Origin of the sequence: Vibrio sp. FF266, assembly GCF_041439695.1 — a bacterium.
GTDB classification, from domain to species: Bacteria; Pseudomonadota; Gammaproteobacteria; order Enterobacterales; family Vibrionaceae; genus Vibrio; species Vibrio tasmaniensis_A.
In genome coordinates this window covers 27613-45966 of the sequence record NZ_JBGOOO010000012.1, presented here as the reverse complement: position 1 = coordinate 45966, position 18354 = coordinate 27613, and the positions used below count along the sequence as shown (strand labels likewise).

The following is an 18354-nucleotide window of genomic DNA, read 5'->3' as shown; positions in this document are numbered from 1 at the left end:
TCGTTGGTTCTCGAGGCCTTATCACATGAAGAGAAAGTCACCTCGAGATATAAGTCGGCTCGATATAGAGGACTAACGTAAATGGATTGGTAGCCAGTCTTGATGCTCTGGCCCGGTGTAGTCTGCACTTGGACGAATAATTCGATTGTTTTCTCTTTGCTCGAATACGTGTGCCGTCCAACCAGTAAGGCGGCTCATCACGAAGATAGGAGTAAACAGTTTGGTTGGGATGTCCATGAAGTGATATGCCGATGCGTGGAAGAAGTCAGCATTACAGAACAGCCCTTTCTCGCGCTTCATTACAGCTTCAACACGCTCAGAAACGGCATAAAGCTGTTTATCTCCCACCTCTTGAGCAAGCTCTTTTGACCAACGCTTGATTAGAGCATTTCGTGGATCGCTTTCACGATAAATGGCATGACCGAAGCCCATGATCTTATCTTTGTTAGCAAGCATATTCATGATGTTCGTTTCCGCTTCATCGGCGGTTTGCCAATCTTGGATCATTTCCATCGCCGCTTCATTCGCACCGCCATGCAAAGGGCCTCTCAACGTACCAATCGCTGCGGTGACACAAGAGTGGATATCCGACAGCGTTGATGCACACACACGAGCGGCAAAAGTCGAAGCATTAAACTCATGTTCCGCGTAAAGGGTTAGCGAGCAGTGCATCACCTTCTTGTGAAGTTCACTCGGTGCTTTATCCGTTAGCATTTTCAAGAAGTAGCCACCCAAACATGCTTCACTTTGATCTTCAGTATCAATGCGCACGCCATCATGGCTAAAGCGATACCAGTAACAAATAATCGCAGGAAAAAGTGCAAGCATACGTTCTGTTGCTGATAGTTGCTCAGAGAAGTCCGATTCTTGCTCTAAGTTACCCAACATTGAACAGCCCGTTCTCATCACATCCATTGGATGAGCGTCAGCAGGGATAAGCTCTAATGCTACTTTCAAAGGTTGAGGCAAGCCGCGCAGACCAACCAACAATGTTTTGTAATCATCAAGCTCTTTTTCACTGGGTAAATGACCTCTTAGTAGCAGATGCGCCACTTCTTCGAACTGAGCATGATTAGCAAGGTCGGTAATATCATAACCACGGTAGGTTAAACCCGTTCCTGACTGGCCTACGGTACATAGCGCAGTGGTTCCCGCACTTTGGCCACGTAGACCAGCACCACCGATTGCAGGTGTGCTGGCTGTTTTTTCGCTTTGTTGTTGGTTTTCTGTAGAAGCCTTTTCGACAGTTGCTTTATCACTCAAAGATACAGACATGTTGAACTCCTTTTCTGTGTTAGCCGCCTGCACTCTTTGGTGCTGCCTGTTTATATGTCCGATGATCTTTATCATCGGTACTGGATATGGCGACTAACCATTTCACGTTATTGGATTAAGTTGATTTTTGATTAATTGAAACTGGTTTACCCTTCGCTTGAAAACAACTGATCAAGCTTGTTCTCGTAGTCGTGGTAATTCAGGTGTTCGTAAAGCTCTTTACGGGTTTGCATTGAATCCAACAGAGCTTCTTGATTGCCTTCAACTAACAAGTGCTTGTAAACATTCTCCGCCGCTTTGTTCATCGCACGGAACGCACTCAATGGATAAAGCACCATGTCGACACTTGATTGGGCTAACTCGTTACAGTTGTAGAGTGGTGTTTGGCCAAACTCAGTTATGTTAGCCAAGATAGGCACGTGCTTACCCGTTGCTGATTTCAGCGCTGCCGAGAACTTCACGTACTGGTCGAGCTGATTCATCGCCTCAGGGAAAATCATGTCCGCGCCCGCTTCAACACAAGCTATCGCTCGTTCAATCGCACTATCAATGCCTTCAACCGCCAATGCATCGGTACGAGCCATAATCACAAAGCTGTCATCGGTTCTGGCATCGGTTGCCGCTTTGACTCTATCGACCATCTCTTGTTGGCTCACAATCGCTTTATTTGGCCGATGACCACAGCGTTTCTGAGCGACTTGATCTTCCATGTGAATTGCTGCTGCGCCTGCCTTCTCCATAGCGCGAATCGTACGTGCAATATTGAATGCGCCACCAAATCCCGTATCGATATCCACCAGCAATGGCAGATCACACGCGTTGGTAATACGTTCAACATCCACCAACACATCGTTCAATGTCGTAATACCTAAATCAGGCAAACCATAAGACGCATTGGCGATACCTCCACCCGACAAATAGATCGCCTGATGCCCTAAGTTCTTTGCCATCATCGCGCAATACGGATTCACCGTACCGACGATCTGCAATGGGTCGTTGTCTTGCACAGCTTGTCGGAACTTAGCTCCTGCTGATAACTTCATAATGACGCTCCCTGTTAATTGTTTATTTCTAGCTAATCTTTAAGACTTACGGCTTTTGGTTATCGCCAGCACTGATCCGCTGACAGATTCCAATGGCCGCTTAATCAAGATCTTTGGATTGAATTTGTTGCTCTATAAGCAATCGGCTACCCGAGATGTGTCGTCGCATTAGCATTTCTGCTAGCTCTTCATCACGGTTACGAATTGCTTGTAGAATATATTTATGTTCATCGAGCGCCTCTTTTGGTCGAGACTGAGCCCTAGGCGATTGATAGCGATACATGCGTAATAGGTGATAAAGCTCATCACACAGCAGCGAAATGAGTTTGCTGTTACGACTCGCTTTGATAATGCGGTAATGGAAATCAAAATCCCCATGTTGATGAAAGTAAGAAGAACCTTCGACTTCATCGATGTGCTTTGAGTGTGTCGACAATAATCCTTCAAGCCCGATAAGCTCTTCTTGCGTGATATGTCGCGCTGCCAAGCGAGCCGCCATGCCTTCCAATGCCTCTCGCACCGCGTAAAGCTCTAGCAGTTTGTCTGCCGAAAAAGTAATAACTCGAGCGCCGACATGTGGAATACGTTCTATCAGGCCAAGTCCTTCAACACGCATTATCGCTTCACGTAATGGACCTCGGCTTACCTCAAAGCGTTTAGCCAATTCAGGTTCCGAGATCTTACTGCCCGGAGCTAATTCACCGTTAACAATCGCCTCAACGAGGTACTCAGTCAGATTTTCCGACTTGGTGTTTTCTTTGTCGCTCACACGTGTTTTCGTGTTTGCACTTAAGGTGAGGTCTTTTATCGCAGTATTCATATTCACGCTGCTCACTTCTGATTGCCGACCCTAACTGTCAACAATTTCATAACATGAACATAAAATACACGATCAAATTGTCGACAATCAAGCAGATTGTCGACAATTTAGACTAAGGTAGTATTTTTTATATACGATAAAAACTCATCCAAAAGGACACTGAAAACAACTTAAATACTTGTTATTTATTAATTTAAACAGGACAACAACAACCAGCCCGATACCTACTCTAAAGTCATTTAAAATCGATGTGTCGACAACTTATAGCCGAACTGGTCAAAAGCAGCCCCGTTTGTGCCTATCCACCAGCTCACCGATAAACAGATATAAAAAAGGCGCACTCATGTGCGCCTTTCATTCATCGAACCCGTTCTAACAAGCCAACCTTTAATCAAGCTATCTGACGAGTGACTTCGAGGTATTTGCTGATATCGACAAAATCAATCTGTTCTGGTTTGAGATACTCTTCTGCATAACGCAGGTGAGTACCGCTGGTTAAGAACAATCTAAACAGCTCGATATCTAGATGCTCGTCTAATGCCATTTTGTACATGATGTCGACAGCAACACTGATTGGTTTCGCCTTCTTATAAGGCCTATCCGCAGCAGTTAACGCCTCAAAAATATCTGAGATCACCAGAATACGTTCTGGGATTGAAAGGTCATCACCTGTCAGCTTCCTTGGATAGCCTGTGCCTTTAAGGGTTTCATGGTGAGTCGACGCATAACGAGGCACACGGCTTAGCTCTTTCGGGAATGGCAGGTTTTCAAGCATCTTGATGGTACCAAGCATGTGCTCATTTATCTTAAACCTATCTTCAGCAGTTAAGGTACCACGCGCAATACTCAGGTTATAGACTTCGCCCAGATTGTATAAGTGCTCAGGCACATCCATTTTAATTTGATGTTTCGGGTCAAACTCTAACGGCCTATCTCTTTTCACTATATGCTCTGCTTTATCACTTAACAGTGGCTCTGTTGCAGGTAAACTTGCACTCGGTTCTCGGTTCAACGCCTCTATCGGTGATAAACCAAGTTGATCATCAAAGTTACGCGTCCAAGTCGTCTCAGCGATAGATCGAATACGTGCGACTTTATCTTCACTCATGAATTCACCACCAACGTTTGATGCCGCGATAAAAGCAAAGTCCTCTTGTAGTTGCTGTTTGGTTGACGCAAGTTCATCAGCTACCAGCTCAGCCGGTAGAGATCCTTCGAGTTGTTTTGTCAAAGCTGTAATTTCTGCATCACGCCAAAGCACTTCAAATCGAGTTCTCAACTCGTGAATTCGGTTGTAGTTAGCTTCTAGCTTCGTACCTTTATCGACGATGTGTTCAGGTGTCGTGATCTTGCCACAATCATGAAGCCAAGCAGCAATTCTAAATTCACGACGTTCATCGTCGTTCTCAAATTTAAAGTCTTTGAAATGCTCAGACTGCGATTTTTCAGCCGCACCAGCCAACATCAAGCCCAGTTCTGGTACGCGGTTACAGTGCCCAGCCGTATAAGCGGACTTATCATCGATAGCTTGAGCGATAAGTTTAATGAACGACTCAACAAAGGCCTCTTGGGTCTGTTCATGCCGCTTAATCTCTGCAGCCATACCTTTCACCGCAATAGACAGTTCCCATACCTCTTTAATTCGAGTCTCAACAAGCTCGACACTGTCATAATCACGCATCTTGATCTTATGAGTCTCCTCCTCTAATTGACGAATAGGACGCACTATCGGTGCACCAAAAACCCATGCAATAGGCAAGGTCAAACTCATCAGTAACATCGTTACGCCAACAGAGGTTACTAGACGTTTATTGACTGTACTAAAGATTTCAGTTTCGGGAATCAATACCGCAAAATACTCAGAGTAGTGTTCGCCCGTGTCTATTTTCTTTAAATAGAGATGCTTGACCTCGCCATTCAACTCTACCCTTATCATACTGCCTTCAACCGTTGCTTCCTTAGCCAAATCATAAAGTTCAGTATAAGGAACCGTCGTATTCGTATTAAAGCCGGTATCATGGAGCCACTTTTTCGCTAAGGCATCAAGTTGTTCATCACTCAATCTACTGATAGCCTTATCAATAATTGGAAGCAATTGCTTATGCTTGCTCTGCAACACCAAATGGAATTGATTTGTGTAGTTCCGTTTTAGATCTTCTAGAGTCCCATTGACAACAAGGCCTGGCTGGAAAAACCTATCTAATGCAAACGAGAGTACGGGTTCTGCTTCTAAGAAAGCAAAGTTCTCTTCGCTTTCAATTGAATTAAATGCAGACTCTAGGTTTTCAAATTCAACTAAATCAATGTTCGGAAAATCCTCTCTCAACTTAGGAATAATTGACCACCCAGATAAAATGGCAACTTTTTCACCCTCAAGCTCGGCATAATTAGTGACAACCTTCGCGCCGACCCTTGTCACGATAGAAAATGGCAATTCATAAATTGGAGTCGTGTATAGGCCATCTATGCCATTATTTTTATAATGTTGAACCGATTGCAGGCCATCAATACTTCCTTCTTGAAACTTACTGACAAGCTCGTCCCAAGAGAAACCATTCACAAATTCAAACCTGATCCCAGTCATCTCACCGATCATTTTGAGAAGGTCTATCGCATAACCGTTTGGTTTCCCCGCCACAGAAAAGTCCATCGGCCCCCAATCATTTTGATTAGAAACTAGCAGCGGAGGGGTATCGTTAACCAAGGTTTTTTGCTCAGATGATAATATCAATGTTGATACATCAAACTCCGATTCCTGATTGTTAACCTTGAGGTTGGACGCTATGATATTTCCCGATTTCGAATATAAGAAAGACTCAACCTTACTATCTTCTGCTAATCCAAGCGCCGTACCTGATAATTTGTTAGCCAAAGAAGACAACACAATATCAATACCAATCACATGTTGAATTTCAGATTCTATTTTCGAATCAAACGCTAAAGAATAAGTTTGTCCGGTAATTTGTAAATGCTGAAAAAGATATGGCTGAGTTTTTTCGACCGACTGAACATTGGCAGAAACATACCAAGGCCTGGTCGTTGGAAAGTAGTTGCTCTGCTCCGTAGTTGAGCTTCTGAGCGTAAACTCTTGGTCAAAGTATTTCGTTGTCCGGACTCGCTCCTGCCCTATATTTTTAATCTCAACCACAACCCAACGATCCGTTTGTTGTGCACCTATTTTTTCTCTAACGACAGGGGCAGATTCTAGATTAATAATTTGGAAGAAATTTTCATCGGATGAGCCAATGTAAATACTATAAAAGAGAGGGTTATCTTTAATGGCTTCAGAAAGAATACTACGCGACTCTTCTTTCGATATTTTGTTACTGATTGACCGTTTCACTGAAGCAAGTAAACGCGCAGTGTTGGCTGCGTCAGAATCAATAGCGCCTATATAATCACTCAGGTCATGAGACACCATCGTCAACTTTGATAGGGTATTCTCAGTCGCCATTTTTTTACTGAAGTAATATTGCAGTGAAACCGCAACAACAGCGGTAAGAAATGTCGCGAGTAAAAACATTCCTCCAACAGTAAATCGTAACGAAATTTTTTTGTCTGTCATTATTCGATCCTTGAATAACCATTAGCTCAGAAATGTAACGTGCCAGCAATATTTATATTATTACAGTAGCACACCCCACCTAGCAACACATTATTCTATATATACAAGAGCGTCTCCCTATCCCTCTCTCTGTGTCACAATAAAGTACCTACTTTAATGATACCCAACAGTATAAAACGGCTAATAGTCAAAACAAATTGTTCACACAACCTTAAGAAAAAATGAGAATAATTATTTCTTGAAGAATCCTAGAGCCACGTCCCCGTGAACTTTATGCACTTTATTCACCCAATGTTCTTTATCCTCAATCTCGCCGCATTAAAGACAATTCGTTAACACATCGTTAACTTTAACCTCATCTACTAAACACCCGATTCGTGTATTTAGTAGCTGGATATAAAACATAAGTTTCTCTCCATTGAAGAGATCCCCTACATAAGGAACGTGAACCATGTTCAAGGCACTGAAACCTACTCTTGCGGCTTCTATCATCGCAGCAACCTTTTCTTTTAACACTTTTGCTGCTGACGTAGAAAAATCCACTTCCTAATCCCTGGCGGCGCTGGTGGCGGTTGGGATATGACGGCTCGTGGTACGGGTGATGTATTAGTTAAATCCGACATCGTAGAAAATGTCTCTTTCCAAAACTTGTCTGGTGGTGGTGGCGGTAAAGCCATTGCACACCTAATCGAGACGGCTCAACGTCAAGAAGACACGCTAATGGTGAACTCAACGCCTATCGTTGTTCGTTCACTAACGGGGATCTTCCCACAATCTTTCCGCGACCTAACTCCTGTAGCAGCAACTATTGCCGATTACGGTGCAATCGTCGCGTCTGCGGATTCTAAGTACAACACTTGGGAAGACGTCGTTAAAGAGTTCGAAACCAACCCACGTAAAGTAAAAATTGCTGGTGGTTCAGCTCGTGGCAGCATGGACCACCTTGTGGTTGCGGCAGCGTTCAAAGGCGAAGGTTTTGATGCGAAGAAAGTACGTTACATTGCCTACGATGCTGGCGGTAAAGCGATGGCGGCACTGCTTTCTGGCGAAACACAGCTGCTTTCTACTGGCCTTGGTGAAGTGCTAGAGATGTCTAAATCTGGCCAAGTAAAAGTGCTTGCTGTGACGGCGCCAAAGCGTCTTGACGCTGCACCTAACATCCCAACACTGACTGAGTACGGCAACGAAACCGTATTCGCTAACTGGCGTGGTTTCTTTGCAGCACCTGGCACAAGCCAAGCGAAGATCGACGAGTGGAATGTAGCGCTTGGCAAAATGTACAAAACCGATGAGTGGCAAGTGGTTCGTGACCGTAACGGTTGGATCGACAACTACAAAGCTGACAAAGATTTTTACGCCTTCCTAGAAGATCAAGAAAAACAGATGGGCGACCTAATGCGTGAGCTTGGTTTCTTGAAATAACCAACAACCATAGAGGGCCTATGTGCCCTCTTACTCTTTCCTTGTTTCGCCGTGCATGAGTTAACTTCAAACTCCTTTGTTTATTCGTAGACGTATTACTAACGCTTGCCGATTCGTTGTAAACGCAAGTGGCTGATAAACCAGTACCGTAATTCGCTTACCTTTGGTTAGTGATCCCAGACATTTCATTGACTCGCTCATGTACGGCTTTTTTACTTTTTATACCACCCCAAATGGAGTTGGATATGTCGGACTTACCAACCAAATTTCTGAGTAAGGAATCTTTGCTTTCGAAGGATCGCATCGGAGCCATGCTCTTTATGCTTGCGTGTTTATGCTATGGCTACCAAACCACGCTGATTCCTTTGTTCCCCGGTGACGAGTACGAACCCTTCACAGCAAGAACCTTACCTATCCTGCTAACGTTTATCGGCATTGGCCTTTCGTTGATCCTGCTTATAACCGGACAGCCGGATAAAAAAGTCACATGCGACACTACGCCGCTGAACTGGAAACTGCTTATTGGCTTCTTGGTGTTAATGGCTCTGTACGGTGTTGGGCTGACTTATCTTGGCTTTGTTTTAGCAACCAGCTTCTTCTTACTTGCAGGCTTTTACCTACTGGGTGAGCGCCGCAAAGCTGTCTTATTTGGCGCGTCGTTTCCTTTCGTTATCGCGTTCTTTCTTTTATTAACTCAAGGCTTAGATATCTACCTAGAGCCTGGTTTAATCTTCACTCTTTGGTAGGGATAACATTATGTTAGACGGAATTTTACAAGGACTCTCTACCGTATACCTGCTAACTTAAAACACTCTTTCAAAATCAATACCTTGCGCGCATGTGTCTAACTAATTTAAGCAAAAGTAACACACTGCGTAACACATAATTCTGAGTTGAAAAGATACACAACGAATCAGGCAGAAACAGGGGAACAAGCGATGTGGTATGAATGGACAATCTTAGGTTTACTTTATGTGATCGTCTTAGGGGTAAAAGCGTGGTGTCTGTGTGGTCTTGCACTGGCACAAAATGATACAATTCAAACCTTAGTTAAAAGCCGAGAGAAATAGCAAAGGAATGTACAACGATCATAAATTCGTATTCTATGAAAAACAGTATTATCACGAACTAGAAACGAAAGAAAAAATCGACCTTAGATTACAGACTGTAATTGGTTTTACTTTTGCCTATGTAAGTATTGGTTCTTATATGGTAAGAATGCTAGATTTTGAAAGTAACATTATTTTTTCTTTCATATTTTGTAATTTAATGTCTATAGCCGCATTGTTTGTTGTAAAAAGTTTATCTTATTCCGTTCCAGAATCTTTTGGCGTCAACTATAAAAAATTAATTAATCCAATAAAAATTGAAAATTCTAGAATTAATTACAAAAAATAGTGTGAAGATTATGCCCCTGAAAAAACAGAAGAGGAAATTAAATGTGATTTAAATAAAGGGCTATTAGATGACTTGAATGAATGCACAAGTCAAAACTTCATAAAAAATAAGATAAGAGGTGAGAATTGTTATATGGCAATTAAATGGTTAACTTTATCAATTGCTCCCTTTGCATTAGCTGGAATTATTTTTATAGGATTTAAACTAGATTTAACACACCCATCAAAACCTATTTTAATCGAAGAGCAATCAATTAAAGGAGTGCTATATGGCACAGAAAAAATCTCCACCACCGCCACCGCCACCGCCACCGACAAGACCGGGCATTACAAACGTACGGAGTCAAAAAGAAACACCACCGCCACCGCCAACCAACCCAATAAATAAGGGCAAAAAATGAGCAAAGACAAACCAACACCGCCGCCGCCACCACCAACAAGACCGGGTACGGAATTCTTCAAAGATAAAGCTCCGTCTCCGCCAAAAGATTCAAACAATAAGAAGTAAAAAAAGGTGATCTAAAGCACTAAAACTTTTAGAAGTCCTGCCACTTGCGTAACACATTTGCGTAACACAATGGCAGGACCGTGCATAGTTAGTCATTGCATGTGTTACGCAAATCCCCCGCTACGCCCCGGCCTATCTAGCTTTGTGACCTACTCCGCAGTAATGTTATGTGTTACAAGTGACTAGTATATTAGACATTCACTTCTACCGTAAGCCTGCTTACTTTAAAAAACTTTTTAAAAACATAAACTTGCGTGAATGTGTCTAACTATTTTTCGCAAAAGTAACACACCGCGTAACACACAAATGTGGATTGAAACGATACACAACGAATCAGGTGGAAACAGGGGAACAAACAATGTGGTATGAATGGGCTATCTTAGGTTTACTTTATGTGGCCGCTGTAGGGGTAAAAGCGTGGGCGCTGTGTTGGATTCTTAGCACTAGAAACAGTCACTTTAAACACATTGTAGGGGATACAAAAAAGCGGCCTCTAGAAGACCGCAAACATACATAAAATGGCTTAAAGGCTTATGAATGAGATTCATAACGAACAGCATCGATCGAAGCCATGATGTCTTTAATATTTGTAGAATTGTCTTCAATTGCGTAGTGCCAGATGTTAAATAGAAACATAACTTTGTCAAAATACTCAACGCCGTTAATATCTTTATAATATATTTCTAAAAATAAATTTTTGCACGGTAAATTGACTTTTTCAACTTTATTCTTAGCTTGTAAAGCGCAATAAAGTGAAACCAATGTTAAATATGCATCCGGTATGGTTAGCTCAGTCTCAACACCATTTTGTGACAAAGGCAATATGGCTTGTTTTTTCGGTATTGAAAATCCCGCATCCAAAATTAATTCTTCATCTTTATAGCGAAATACTAGTTCTTCCTCTCCATTTATAACTATATCCCACGCAACCAAACTTTTTCTAGCAACCATCAATGTTTCTTTTATAAAATCATCATAATCAATATCCCATATAAACTTAACATCAATGGCTGAAGCGAGACCTATATTTGCTATTTCTAATGACGCGCAAAGACCAACTTCATCATTATCATGATCTTCTATATTGCACCAATCTAAAGGGGTGTCTTCAATTTCAGGGTTTATTCGTTTAGTTATTAAGGAATTGCTACTTGCAATTAACACTGGTTTACTCGACTCTTGTCGCTGCTTTTGCATTTCTTTTAGCACACGATAGGCCATCACTGCGCTGACGCAAGCAGCTATTGACGCTGCCAGTGTTGCAAAACTAGTTAAATCCATAGCACTTATCGCAGAGGTATTGCTAGACATAGCGGCTTGCACACTTTTCTCCAGCATATCTGCGAAAATTTCTTTCGTGATAAAAGTGCCATCAGTACTCATCGGTAATATTTCCTTAAAAAACAAAGCCAAAATGTCAATCTCTACCTTTTACCAAAAAGATCAACATGAAACAGCATAAACGTGATCAATAGCACTAAAGTTTTTGGAAGTCCTGCTACTTGCGTAACACGCTCAGTAACACATCTGAGTAACACAATGGCAGGACTGTGCATAAGCAGTCATTGCATGTGTTACGCGAATCCCCCGCTACGCCCCGGCCTGTATAGCTTTGTGACCTAACCCGCAGTAATGTTATGTGTTACAAGTGACTAAGATATTAGACATTTACTTCGACCGCCGTGATGCCAATGAACATCATGATGGTAATTGTTGGCTGTTTTGTTGGTACCTTTATTGGGATGCTACCGGGACTCGGTCCAATTTCAGCAATCGCGTTGATGATCCCGATTACATACGGCCTAGACCCTTCTTCTGGCTTAATCTTAATGGCAGGTGTGTACTACGGCGCTGTATTTGGTGGCTCAACGTCATCAATCTTAATCAATGCTCCAGGTTGTTCTTCAACGGTAGTAACCGCATTCGACGGCTACCCAATGGCACAAAAAGGCCAAGCAGGTAAAGCGTTGGCACTAGCAGCCTACTCTTCTTTCACTGGCGGTACTCTGTCAGCAATCATGCTTTTGATTGCAGCACCGGCTCTAGCAAGTGTCTCATTGAGCTTCCAGTCGTCAGACTACTTTGCATTGATGTTGTTAGGTCTATCGGCTGTAGCGGCTTTTGCAGGCCCGGGTCAGGTAATAAAGGCATGGATGATGACCATTCTTGGTTTGATGTTATCTACTGTTGGTATCGACAAAGGCGTTGGTGTTGAGCGTTTCACGTTTGGTCTAACAGACCTAATGGATGGCTTTAGTTTCCTACTTCTTGCTATGGCAACATTCGCTTTAGGTGAGACTTTAATGGGTATTTTGAAACCAGAGAAAGACACCAGCGGCGAAGAAAGCCAAAAGATGGCCGATATTGGCAGCATGAAAGTGACCAAAGAAGAGTTCAAAGAAGTCGCGCCCGTTTCGATTCGTTCTTCAATTCTTGGCTTCTTCACTGGCGTGCTTCCGGGTGCTGGCGCGACTATCGCAGCTTTCTTAAGCTACGGCATGGAACGCAGCCTAGCACCAAAAGACAAGCAGAAAGAGTTTGGTAAAGGCAGTATTCGTGGTCTTGTGGCTCCTGAATCAGCAAATAATGCAGCTTCGAGTGGTTCATTCGTTCCGCTACTGACACTCGGTATTCCGGGCTCTGGTACTACAGCAATTATGCTTGGTGCACTCATCGCTTATGGCATCCAACCCGGTCCTCGCTTGTTCGTTGAGCATCCAGATGTATTCTGGTCGGTAATTATCTCGATGTACTTTGGCAACATCGTGCTGGTTATCTTGAATCTGCCTTTAATCCCTTACATCTCTAAACTGCTAGCGGTACCAAGAACGGTACTACTGCCAATGATTATTTTCTTCTCAATCACAGGCGTGTACTTGGTGTCTTTCAACACGATGGATGTGTTTGTGATGCTAATTGTGGCAATGACGGCGATAGCGTTAAGGCTGGCCAACTTCCCGCTCGCACCGTTACTGCTTGGCTTCATATTAGGTGGTTTATTGGAAGAGAACTTGAGACGCGCACTGATGATCAGTGATGGTGAACTCAGCTTCCTTTGGGAACGCCCTATCACAATGACCTTCACCATTTTAGCGGTATTGGTTCTATCTAGTCCTATTCTGGTTAAGCTGTTCAAGAGCTTTAGAGCGAAGCCTGTTGAAGTGTAAACTTGGCTTAGCTTAGCTTAGAAAAACAAAACGTAATAAAGGGAGCTTCAGGCTCCTTTTTTCGTAGCAGCTATTTCAAAAAACCGTAGCTCTAAGATGGTAGCAAACTCACAATCCGACTCCTGAAAAACACATATCCCTGATATCAATAACAAAATCAAGTAAGGTGATTCATCATTTAACGCATTGGATTCAAAAACTATGGATTGGTTGATTCTATTCTTGTCAGGCGTGATCGGTGGCGTGTTTAATTCCATTGCAGGAGGAGGCAGCTTCATCACCTTCCCCGCTCTATTGTTTGCAGGCGTTCCACCAATAGCAGCCAACGCGACCAATACCTTTGCTTCGTGTGCTGGATACATTAGCGGAGCCTACGCTCTACGCCACGAAATTCAATCTGGTACCAAACAACTCAAGCTCATTGTTGGACTATGTATAATTGGCGGCAGCATTGGTGCATTTTTACTACTACACACACCAGAAGCGCTATTTACTCAATCCGTACCTTGGTTATTGCTGTTCGCCGCTCTGCTTTTTACCTTTGGTGGCACTCTCAACAAATGGCTCAAAAAAGTAACCGCTAAACATAAGCACGCCACCAGCGCAGGCGCGTTCTTTTCAGCTGTATTGCTTTTGATCGTGTGTGTTTATGGTGGTTATTTTAATGCAGGCTTAGGCATTGTGACATTGAGCTACTTGGCACTGGCAGGGTATACCAATATCAACGTGATGAATGGCATCAAACTGCTCGTGTCTGCGTGTGCATCACTCGCGGCAATCGTGTTCTTTGTTGTGAATGGTTCGATTGATTGGCCGTCTGGCATGGCAGTATTATTTGGTACATTGGTTGGTGGTTACTATTCAGCAAAAGTTTCTCGCCGTATCCCACAACAATATGTTCGCACCACAGTGATCATCGCGAGCTTTTTGATTACCGCTTACTTCTTCTATGCTAATTAGACGTTCGGTTTAATAAGGCTTGCAACTGGAAAGATAAAGCAAAAAAGACTCCACCCTTCTCATACCGATTTCGCTATTTTATTGCTTATAAAATAGCCAAGACAAAATGTGTGAGGCGAGTCCTTCAATTAGCAAATTTGATAACAATTTAGACTGTTTTTTAGCCTTTATTTTGCCAAAGGTGGGATAATTCTCCTGTCGAAAGTGAGACTTCATTAGGAGGCGTTATGAACATTAAACTCGGTCATGTCATGTCATCAAGTCGACTCATTTGCTTTGTCGCTTTTCTTGCTGCCACATTCGCGTGGATCTTAAAAATGCCCGCTCTATTTTCTGTGTCAGCGCTATTCTTACTGATCAGCGCCATTATTTATGTCGTTGACCTTTGGAAGAATCAAAGAAAGAACCGCGAAGCTTAAGGCGAACGACTAAAGCGACACGCATTAAAAAAGGAGCACTTAGGCTCCTTTTGTATTTTATGCTTATCGCTTTAGCTGATTAGGCTATTTCGACGGCTTATCTAGCGACGCTTTTTTATTAGCGAAAGCCTTACTTAACGATACCTTTCGATTAACGACGCTTTGCTAACGACGCATTTCTATTAACGGCGAAAGTTACGACCGTTGCCGCCACGACGCTCTTTAAATGCAGACGCCGCTTTAGCTTGTGATGCTAGAATCGATTCAACCGTTAATTCCATTGGCTCACGAGGCTCTAGCCCATGGCGGAATGTACGTGAACGCGGCGGCATCTGGTATTCGATGTCAGATGCTTTAGGCATGCGCTTGAAACGGTAAAGGTAGAAGTTTTCAACCTTTTCACGAGCCCATTCGGTTTTCTTCAGGTATTTAACTGCGCTTGCCACTGTAGGCTTAGTGTTAAAGCAGTTCATACGCATTGCCGCATCTAAAATTTCCCAACCATAATGATCCACTAATTCAGTGATCATGGTTTCAAGCTTTAAGCCGTGCAGTGGGTTATTTTGTTGCAGTTCAATTCTTTCTTCTTCAGTCATAATATTACCTTTTCCAAGGCAACTAAAGGCCTTGAATTTACTCTAGAACACCGTCATCACTGACCGCTTCTAGCTCAATCATTTGGGCATATCATCCATTGCCCTTATCTATGCCTTTATGATGGCATAAAGCATGCTCGTTATCCTATTTATCTTTCAATTTAATTTTAATATGGTCACTTACCATCCTGATGTTGCGTGTAATACAGCCGCCCCTACTAAAAAGGGTCTGTCTTAAAGATCCACCAAACTAGCTCAAGTTAACAAAAACCATGATAGAAGAATGAAATATCCCTACTTTACCAATGGAATTTAAACTTATTAGAACGCAGTGTTGCTAATTAACAGCGAGGTGCTATGTTAGAAGTGGTATAGAAACCTACTAATAATGATATTAAACAATGATATAACTATAAATAAAGGTTGGCTTTGACCATGTTTGACTACTCCCAAATCAGCAGAGTAGCCGCCCAAGATAAAGACATTATCGCCATCGTTGATGATCTCTTTCGGCTAGCTCGCGAACATTACCCCATTCTGTCTAGGCTTTCGGTCGTGCTATGCAATGAAAATAGAGCATCGAACTATTTTGTTTCGGATACTCTGTGCCAAGAAGCCGAGCATCGCTACATCGAACAAGAACTTAAGCCAGAATCAGCGTTATCTAGAATGGCTGAGTCTTTAGATACTCGAATCATCCACGACCTCACCACCATTAGCCCAACCAAACAAATATCTCACCTGCTCGATATCGGTCATCAAAGCAGTTATACAACACCAATTCATCATCAAGAAAGTAATCTTGGATTTGTGTTTATCAATGCTTCATCAACAGGATTTTTTGCTAACCAAACTATTCAGTGTGATATCGCCTATCTCACTCAAGTCATCTCTAGCCTTTTCGTTCAGTGGTTTGAGCGCCAGCGTCACTTTCAATCTTCTTTAGCGATCGCTTTAAACATGGGTCATGCTCGAGATCCAGAAACCAAAGAACACCTAATTCGCATGGGTAAATACAGTGAACAAATTGCTCGCACGCTGTCGCACACCAAAAGGGAAATTACCCACCAATTCATTCATCGAATTCGGTTGTATGCGCCCTTCCACGACATAGGTAAATATCGAATTCCAGATAAGGTGTTATTCAGTAGCGCGCGTTTCAATGACGAAGAAAGAAACATCATGAACAATCACACCTTGTATGGCGAAGAGATGATTGATGACGTGGTTGCCCTATCCCACCACAGCTCGATGTGCAGTGAAGAGATTCAATTCATTAAGAATATTGTGCGCCACCATCATGAACGGTTTGATGGCTCTGGGTTGCCTGATGCTTTGAGTAACACAGCGATACCACTAGAGGCTCGAATAGTGACATTAGCCGATGTATTCGATGCGCTGATGAGCAAAAGAGCTTATAAGCACGCGTGGTCACTCGATGAAGTGATGGAATACATAGAAGCTCACTCGGGTTCGATGTTCGACCCTGAGTGTGTTGTGGCTCTTAAACAAAACCTAGACGGCTTTATGGCCATTCGGGAGCAATACAATGACGATGCTCAGCCGCATTTAATGACAGCTTAAACTATGGCTTCTTTGTTATTCAGGCCTAAGTAAGAGAACGTGAACCAACAAAAAAGGATGCCAATTGGCATCCTTTTGTTTTCTAGTTTCAGCTGAAAGAACAAACGTGTTCTTTACTGATTCTAACTAATGATTATACGTCGTAAGTTGTAGAAGCAGTGTCGCCGCCTGTACCAGTCCAGTTTGTGTGGAAGAATTCACCACGTGGACGGTCAGTACGCTCATAAGTGTGAGCACCGAAGTAGTCACGTTGAGCTTGTAGAAGGTTCGCTGGAAGACGAGCTGTAGTGTAGCCGTCTAGGAACGTTAGTGCAGAAGTCATACATGGCATTGGGATGCCTGATTCCATAGACTTAGCTGCAACTTTACGCCAAGCGCCCATGCAGTTGTCTAGGATGCCTTTGAAGTATGCATCTGAACCTAGGAATGCGATCTCTGGGTTCGCTTCGTAAGCATCACGAATGTTGCCTAGGAATGCAGAACGGATGATACAACCGCCACGCCACATAAGAGCAACGTTACCGTAGTTTAGATCCCAACCGTTTTCGTTCGACGCTTCACGCATTAGCATGAAACCTTGAGCGTAAGAGATGATCTTAGAAGCAAGTAGAGCCTGACGGATTGCATCAACCCACTCTTGCTTGTCGCCTTCAACTGGAGCAACAGTCTTACCGAACAGTTTCTCAGCTTCAACACGTTGATCTTTAAGTGCAGACAGGCAACGAGAGAATACAGACTCAGTGATTAGAGTCAGTGGGATACCCATGTCTAGTGCATTAATACCTGTCCATTTGCCCGTACCTTTTTGGCCAGCAGTGTCTAGGATCTTCTCAACTAGCGCTTCACCGTCTTCATCTTTGTAGCCAAGGATGTCTGCAGTGATTTCAACTAGGTAGCTGTCTAGCTCAGTTTTGTTCCAGTCAGCAAATACAGCCTGCATTTCGTCGTGGTTCATACCTAGGCCATCTTTCATGAACTGGTATGCTTCAGTGATAAGCTGCATGTCACCGTATTCGATGCCATTGTGAACCATCTTAACGAAGTGACCAGCACCGTCGTTACCAACCCAATCACAACAAGGCTCACCCGCGTCAGTTTTCGCAGAGATACCTTGGAAGATAGGCTTAACCGCTTCCCAAGCTTCAGGAGAACCACCTGGCATGATAGAAGGACCGAAACGAGCGCCTTCTTCACCACCAGAAACACCCGTACCGATGAAGTGGATGCCTTTCTCGCGAAGAGCAGCAACACGACGGTTAGTATCTGGGAAGTTGGTGTTACCACCATCAATGATGATGTCGCCTTTATCTAGAAGTGGTACAAGCTTGTCGATGAACGTATCTACAACGTCACCAGCACGAACCATAAGCATCACTTTACGTGGTGCTTCTAGCTTCTCAACTAGCTCTTCTAGAGAGTAAGCACCAACAATGTTAGTACCTTTAGCTGGACCTTCTAGGAACTCGTCTACTTTCGCAGCAGTACGGTTGTGAGCCACAACTTTGAAGCCGTGATCGTTCATGTTTAGGATAAGGTTCTGACCCATTACTGCTAGGCCAATTACACCGATATCACCTTTCATTATTTTATCTCCTTGC

The 18354-nt window shown here is 43.1% G+C and carries 14 protein-coding genes and 1 pseudogene; 8 read left to right on the top strand and 7 right to left on the bottom strand.

The window, feature by feature from the left end:
- Nucleotides 1–72: 72 nt before the first annotated feature.
- The 4 genes from prpC to ACED59_RS11440 all read right to left on the bottom strand — a co-directional run bounded on the left by prpC (nt 73) and on the right by ACED59_RS11440 (nt 6703).
- Nucleotides 73–1275, bottom strand: coding sequence for a 2-methylcitrate synthase (prpC, locus tag ACED59_RS11455; RefSeq protein ID WP_017096695.1), 1203 nt, complete (start codon nt 1273–1275; stop codon nt 73–75).
- Nucleotides 1276–1421: 146 nt separating this feature from the next.
- Entirely contained in the window at nt 1422–2318 is an 897-nt protein-coding gene (prpB, locus tag ACED59_RS11450) for a methylisocitrate lyase (protein ID WP_017082680.1), read from the bottom strand.
- A gap of 100 nt (nt 2319–2418) precedes the next feature.
- Nucleotides 2419–3138, bottom strand: a complete 720-nt coding sequence (locus ACED59_RS11445; RefSeq protein ID WP_017071741.1) for a GntR family transcriptional regulator — start codon at nt 3136–3138, stop codon at nt 2419–2421.
- Between the two features lie 391 nt (nt 3139–3529).
- On the bottom strand, nt 3530–6703 hold the full coding sequence (locus tag ACED59_RS11440; protein ID WP_017096696.1) for an HD domain-containing phosphohydrolase: 3174 nt from the start codon (nt 6701–6703) through the stop codon (nt 3530–3532).
- A 451-nt stretch (nt 6704–7154) separates the two neighbouring features.
- On the opposite strand from ACED59_RS11440, the pseudogene ACED59_RS11435 reads away from it, so the two are divergent.
- The 4 genes and pseudogenes from ACED59_RS11435 to ACED59_RS11420 all read left to right on the top strand — a co-directional run bounded on the left by ACED59_RS11435 (nt 7155) and on the right by ACED59_RS11420 (nt 9910).
- Nucleotides 7155–8125: pseudogene (locus ACED59_RS11435) on the top strand (tripartite tricarboxylate transporter substrate binding protein).
- A gap of 245 nt (nt 8126–8370) precedes the next feature.
- Nucleotides 8371–8871 carry a tripartite tricarboxylate transporter TctB family protein gene (locus ACED59_RS11430; protein ID WP_004733594.1) on the top strand — a complete coding sequence of 167 codons (501 nt, stop codon included), beginning with the start codon at nt 8371–8373 and terminating at the stop codon, nt 8869–8871.
- A 331-nt stretch (nt 8872–9202) separates the two neighbouring features.
- Nucleotides 9203–9523, top strand: coding sequence for a hypothetical protein (locus ACED59_RS11425; RefSeq protein ID WP_371704946.1), 321 nt, complete (start codon nt 9203–9205; stop codon nt 9521–9523).
- Between the two features lie 132 nt (nt 9524–9655).
- The gene (locus ACED59_RS11420) at nt 9656–9910 is read left to right on the top strand and encodes a hypothetical protein (RefSeq protein ID WP_371704945.1); all 255 of its coding nucleotides are present in this window, start codon (nt 9656–9658) and stop codon (nt 9908–9910) included.
- Between the two features lie 651 nt (nt 9911–10561).
- Here the strand turns inward: ACED59_RS11420 and ACED59_RS11415 are convergent.
- Nucleotides 10562–11413 (bottom strand): hypothetical protein, encoded by an 852-nt coding sequence (locus ACED59_RS11415; protein ID WP_017099076.1) that lies wholly within the window; start codon nt 11411–11413, stop codon nt 10562–10564.
- 308 nt (nt 11414–11721) lie between these two features.
- Here ACED59_RS11415 and ACED59_RS11410 point away from each other — a divergent pair, with 308 nt between their 5' ends.
- The 3 genes from ACED59_RS11410 to ACED59_RS11400 all read left to right on the top strand — a co-directional run bounded on the left by ACED59_RS11410 (nt 11722) and on the right by ACED59_RS11400 (nt 14576).
- Nucleotides 11722–13197 (top strand): tripartite tricarboxylate transporter permease, encoded by a 1476-nt coding sequence (locus tag ACED59_RS11410; protein ID WP_241820678.1) that lies wholly within the window; start codon nt 11722–11724, stop codon nt 13195–13197.
- Between the two features lie 201 nt (nt 13198–13398).
- Nucleotides 13399–14157, top strand: a complete 759-nt coding sequence (locus tag ACED59_RS11405; protein WP_029224070.1) for a sulfite exporter TauE/SafE family protein — start codon at nt 13399–13401, stop codon at nt 14155–14157.
- Nucleotides 14158–14384: 227 nt separating this feature from the next.
- A complete protein-coding gene (locus ACED59_RS11400) occupies nt 14385–14576 on the top strand; it encodes a hypothetical protein (protein ID WP_017099079.1) in 192 nt (63 codons plus the stop codon).
- A gap of 182 nt (nt 14577–14758) precedes the next feature.
- On the opposite strand, the gene ACED59_RS11395 is transcribed toward ACED59_RS11400, so the two are convergent.
- A complete protein-coding gene (locus ACED59_RS11395; protein WP_017099080.1) occupies nt 14759–15172 on the bottom strand; it encodes a VF530 family DNA-binding protein in 414 nt (137 codons plus the stop codon).
- A 423-nt stretch (nt 15173–15595) separates the two neighbouring features.
- On the opposite strand from ACED59_RS11395, the gene ACED59_RS11390 reads away from it, so the two are divergent.
- Nucleotides 15596–16756, top strand: coding sequence for an HD-GYP domain-containing protein (locus ACED59_RS11390; protein WP_017099081.1), 1161 nt, complete (start codon nt 15596–15598; stop codon nt 16754–16756).
- A 133-nt stretch (nt 16757–16889) separates the two neighbouring features.
- Here the strand turns inward: ACED59_RS11390 and gnd are convergent, their stop codons facing one another.
- Nucleotides 16890–18338, bottom strand: a complete 1449-nt coding sequence (gnd, locus tag ACED59_RS11385) for a decarboxylating NADP(+)-dependent phosphogluconate dehydrogenase (protein ID WP_004733587.1) — start codon at nt 18336–18338, stop codon at nt 16890–16892.
- Between the last annotated feature and the right edge of the window lie 16 nt (nt 18339–18354).

Bases quoted from the DNA above. Each gene is read 5' to 3' on its own strand.
- prpC (WP_017096695.1), bottom strand. From the start codon at position 1,275: ATGTCTGTATCTTTGAGTGATAAAGCAACTGTCGAAAAGGCTTCTACA.
- prpB (WP_017082680.1), bottom strand. From the start codon at position 2,318: ATGAAGTTATCAGCAGGAGCTAAGTTCCGACAAGCTGTGCAAGACAAC.
- ACED59_RS11445 (WP_017071741.1), bottom strand. From the start codon at position 3,138: ATGAATACTGCGATAAAAGACCTCACCTTAAGTGCAAACACGAAAACA.
- ACED59_RS11440 (WP_017096696.1), bottom strand. From the start codon at position 6,703: ATGACAGACAAAAAAATTTCGTTACGATTTACTGTTGGAGGAATGTTT.
- ACED59_RS11430 (WP_004733594.1), top strand. From the start codon at position 8,371: ATGTCGGACTTACCAACCAAATTTCTGAGTAAGGAATCTTTGCTTTCG.
- ACED59_RS11425 (WP_371704946.1), top strand. From the start codon at position 9,203: ATGTACAACGATCATAAATTCGTATTCTATGAAAAACAGTATTATCAC.
- ACED59_RS11420 (WP_371704945.1), top strand. From the start codon at position 9,656: ATGGCAATTAAATGGTTAACTTTATCAATTGCTCCCTTTGCATTAGCT.
- ACED59_RS11415 (WP_017099076.1), bottom strand. From the start codon at position 11,413: ATGAGTACTGATGGCACTTTTATCACGAAAGAAATTTTCGCAGATATG.
- ACED59_RS11410 (WP_241820678.1), top strand. From the start codon at position 11,722: ATGAACATCATGATGGTAATTGTTGGCTGTTTTGTTGGTACCTTTATT.
- ACED59_RS11405 (WP_029224070.1), top strand. From the start codon at position 13,399: ATGGATTGGTTGATTCTATTCTTGTCAGGCGTGATCGGTGGCGTGTTT.
- ACED59_RS11400 (WP_017099079.1), top strand. From the start codon at position 14,385: ATGAACATTAAACTCGGTCATGTCATGTCATCAAGTCGACTCATTTGC.
- ACED59_RS11395 (WP_017099080.1), bottom strand. From the start codon at position 15,172: ATGACTGAAGAAGAAAGAATTGAACTGCAACAAAATAACCCACTGCAC.
- gnd (WP_004733587.1), bottom strand. From the start codon at position 18,338: ATGAAAGGTGATATCGGTGTAATTGGCCTAGCAGTAATGGGTCAGAAC.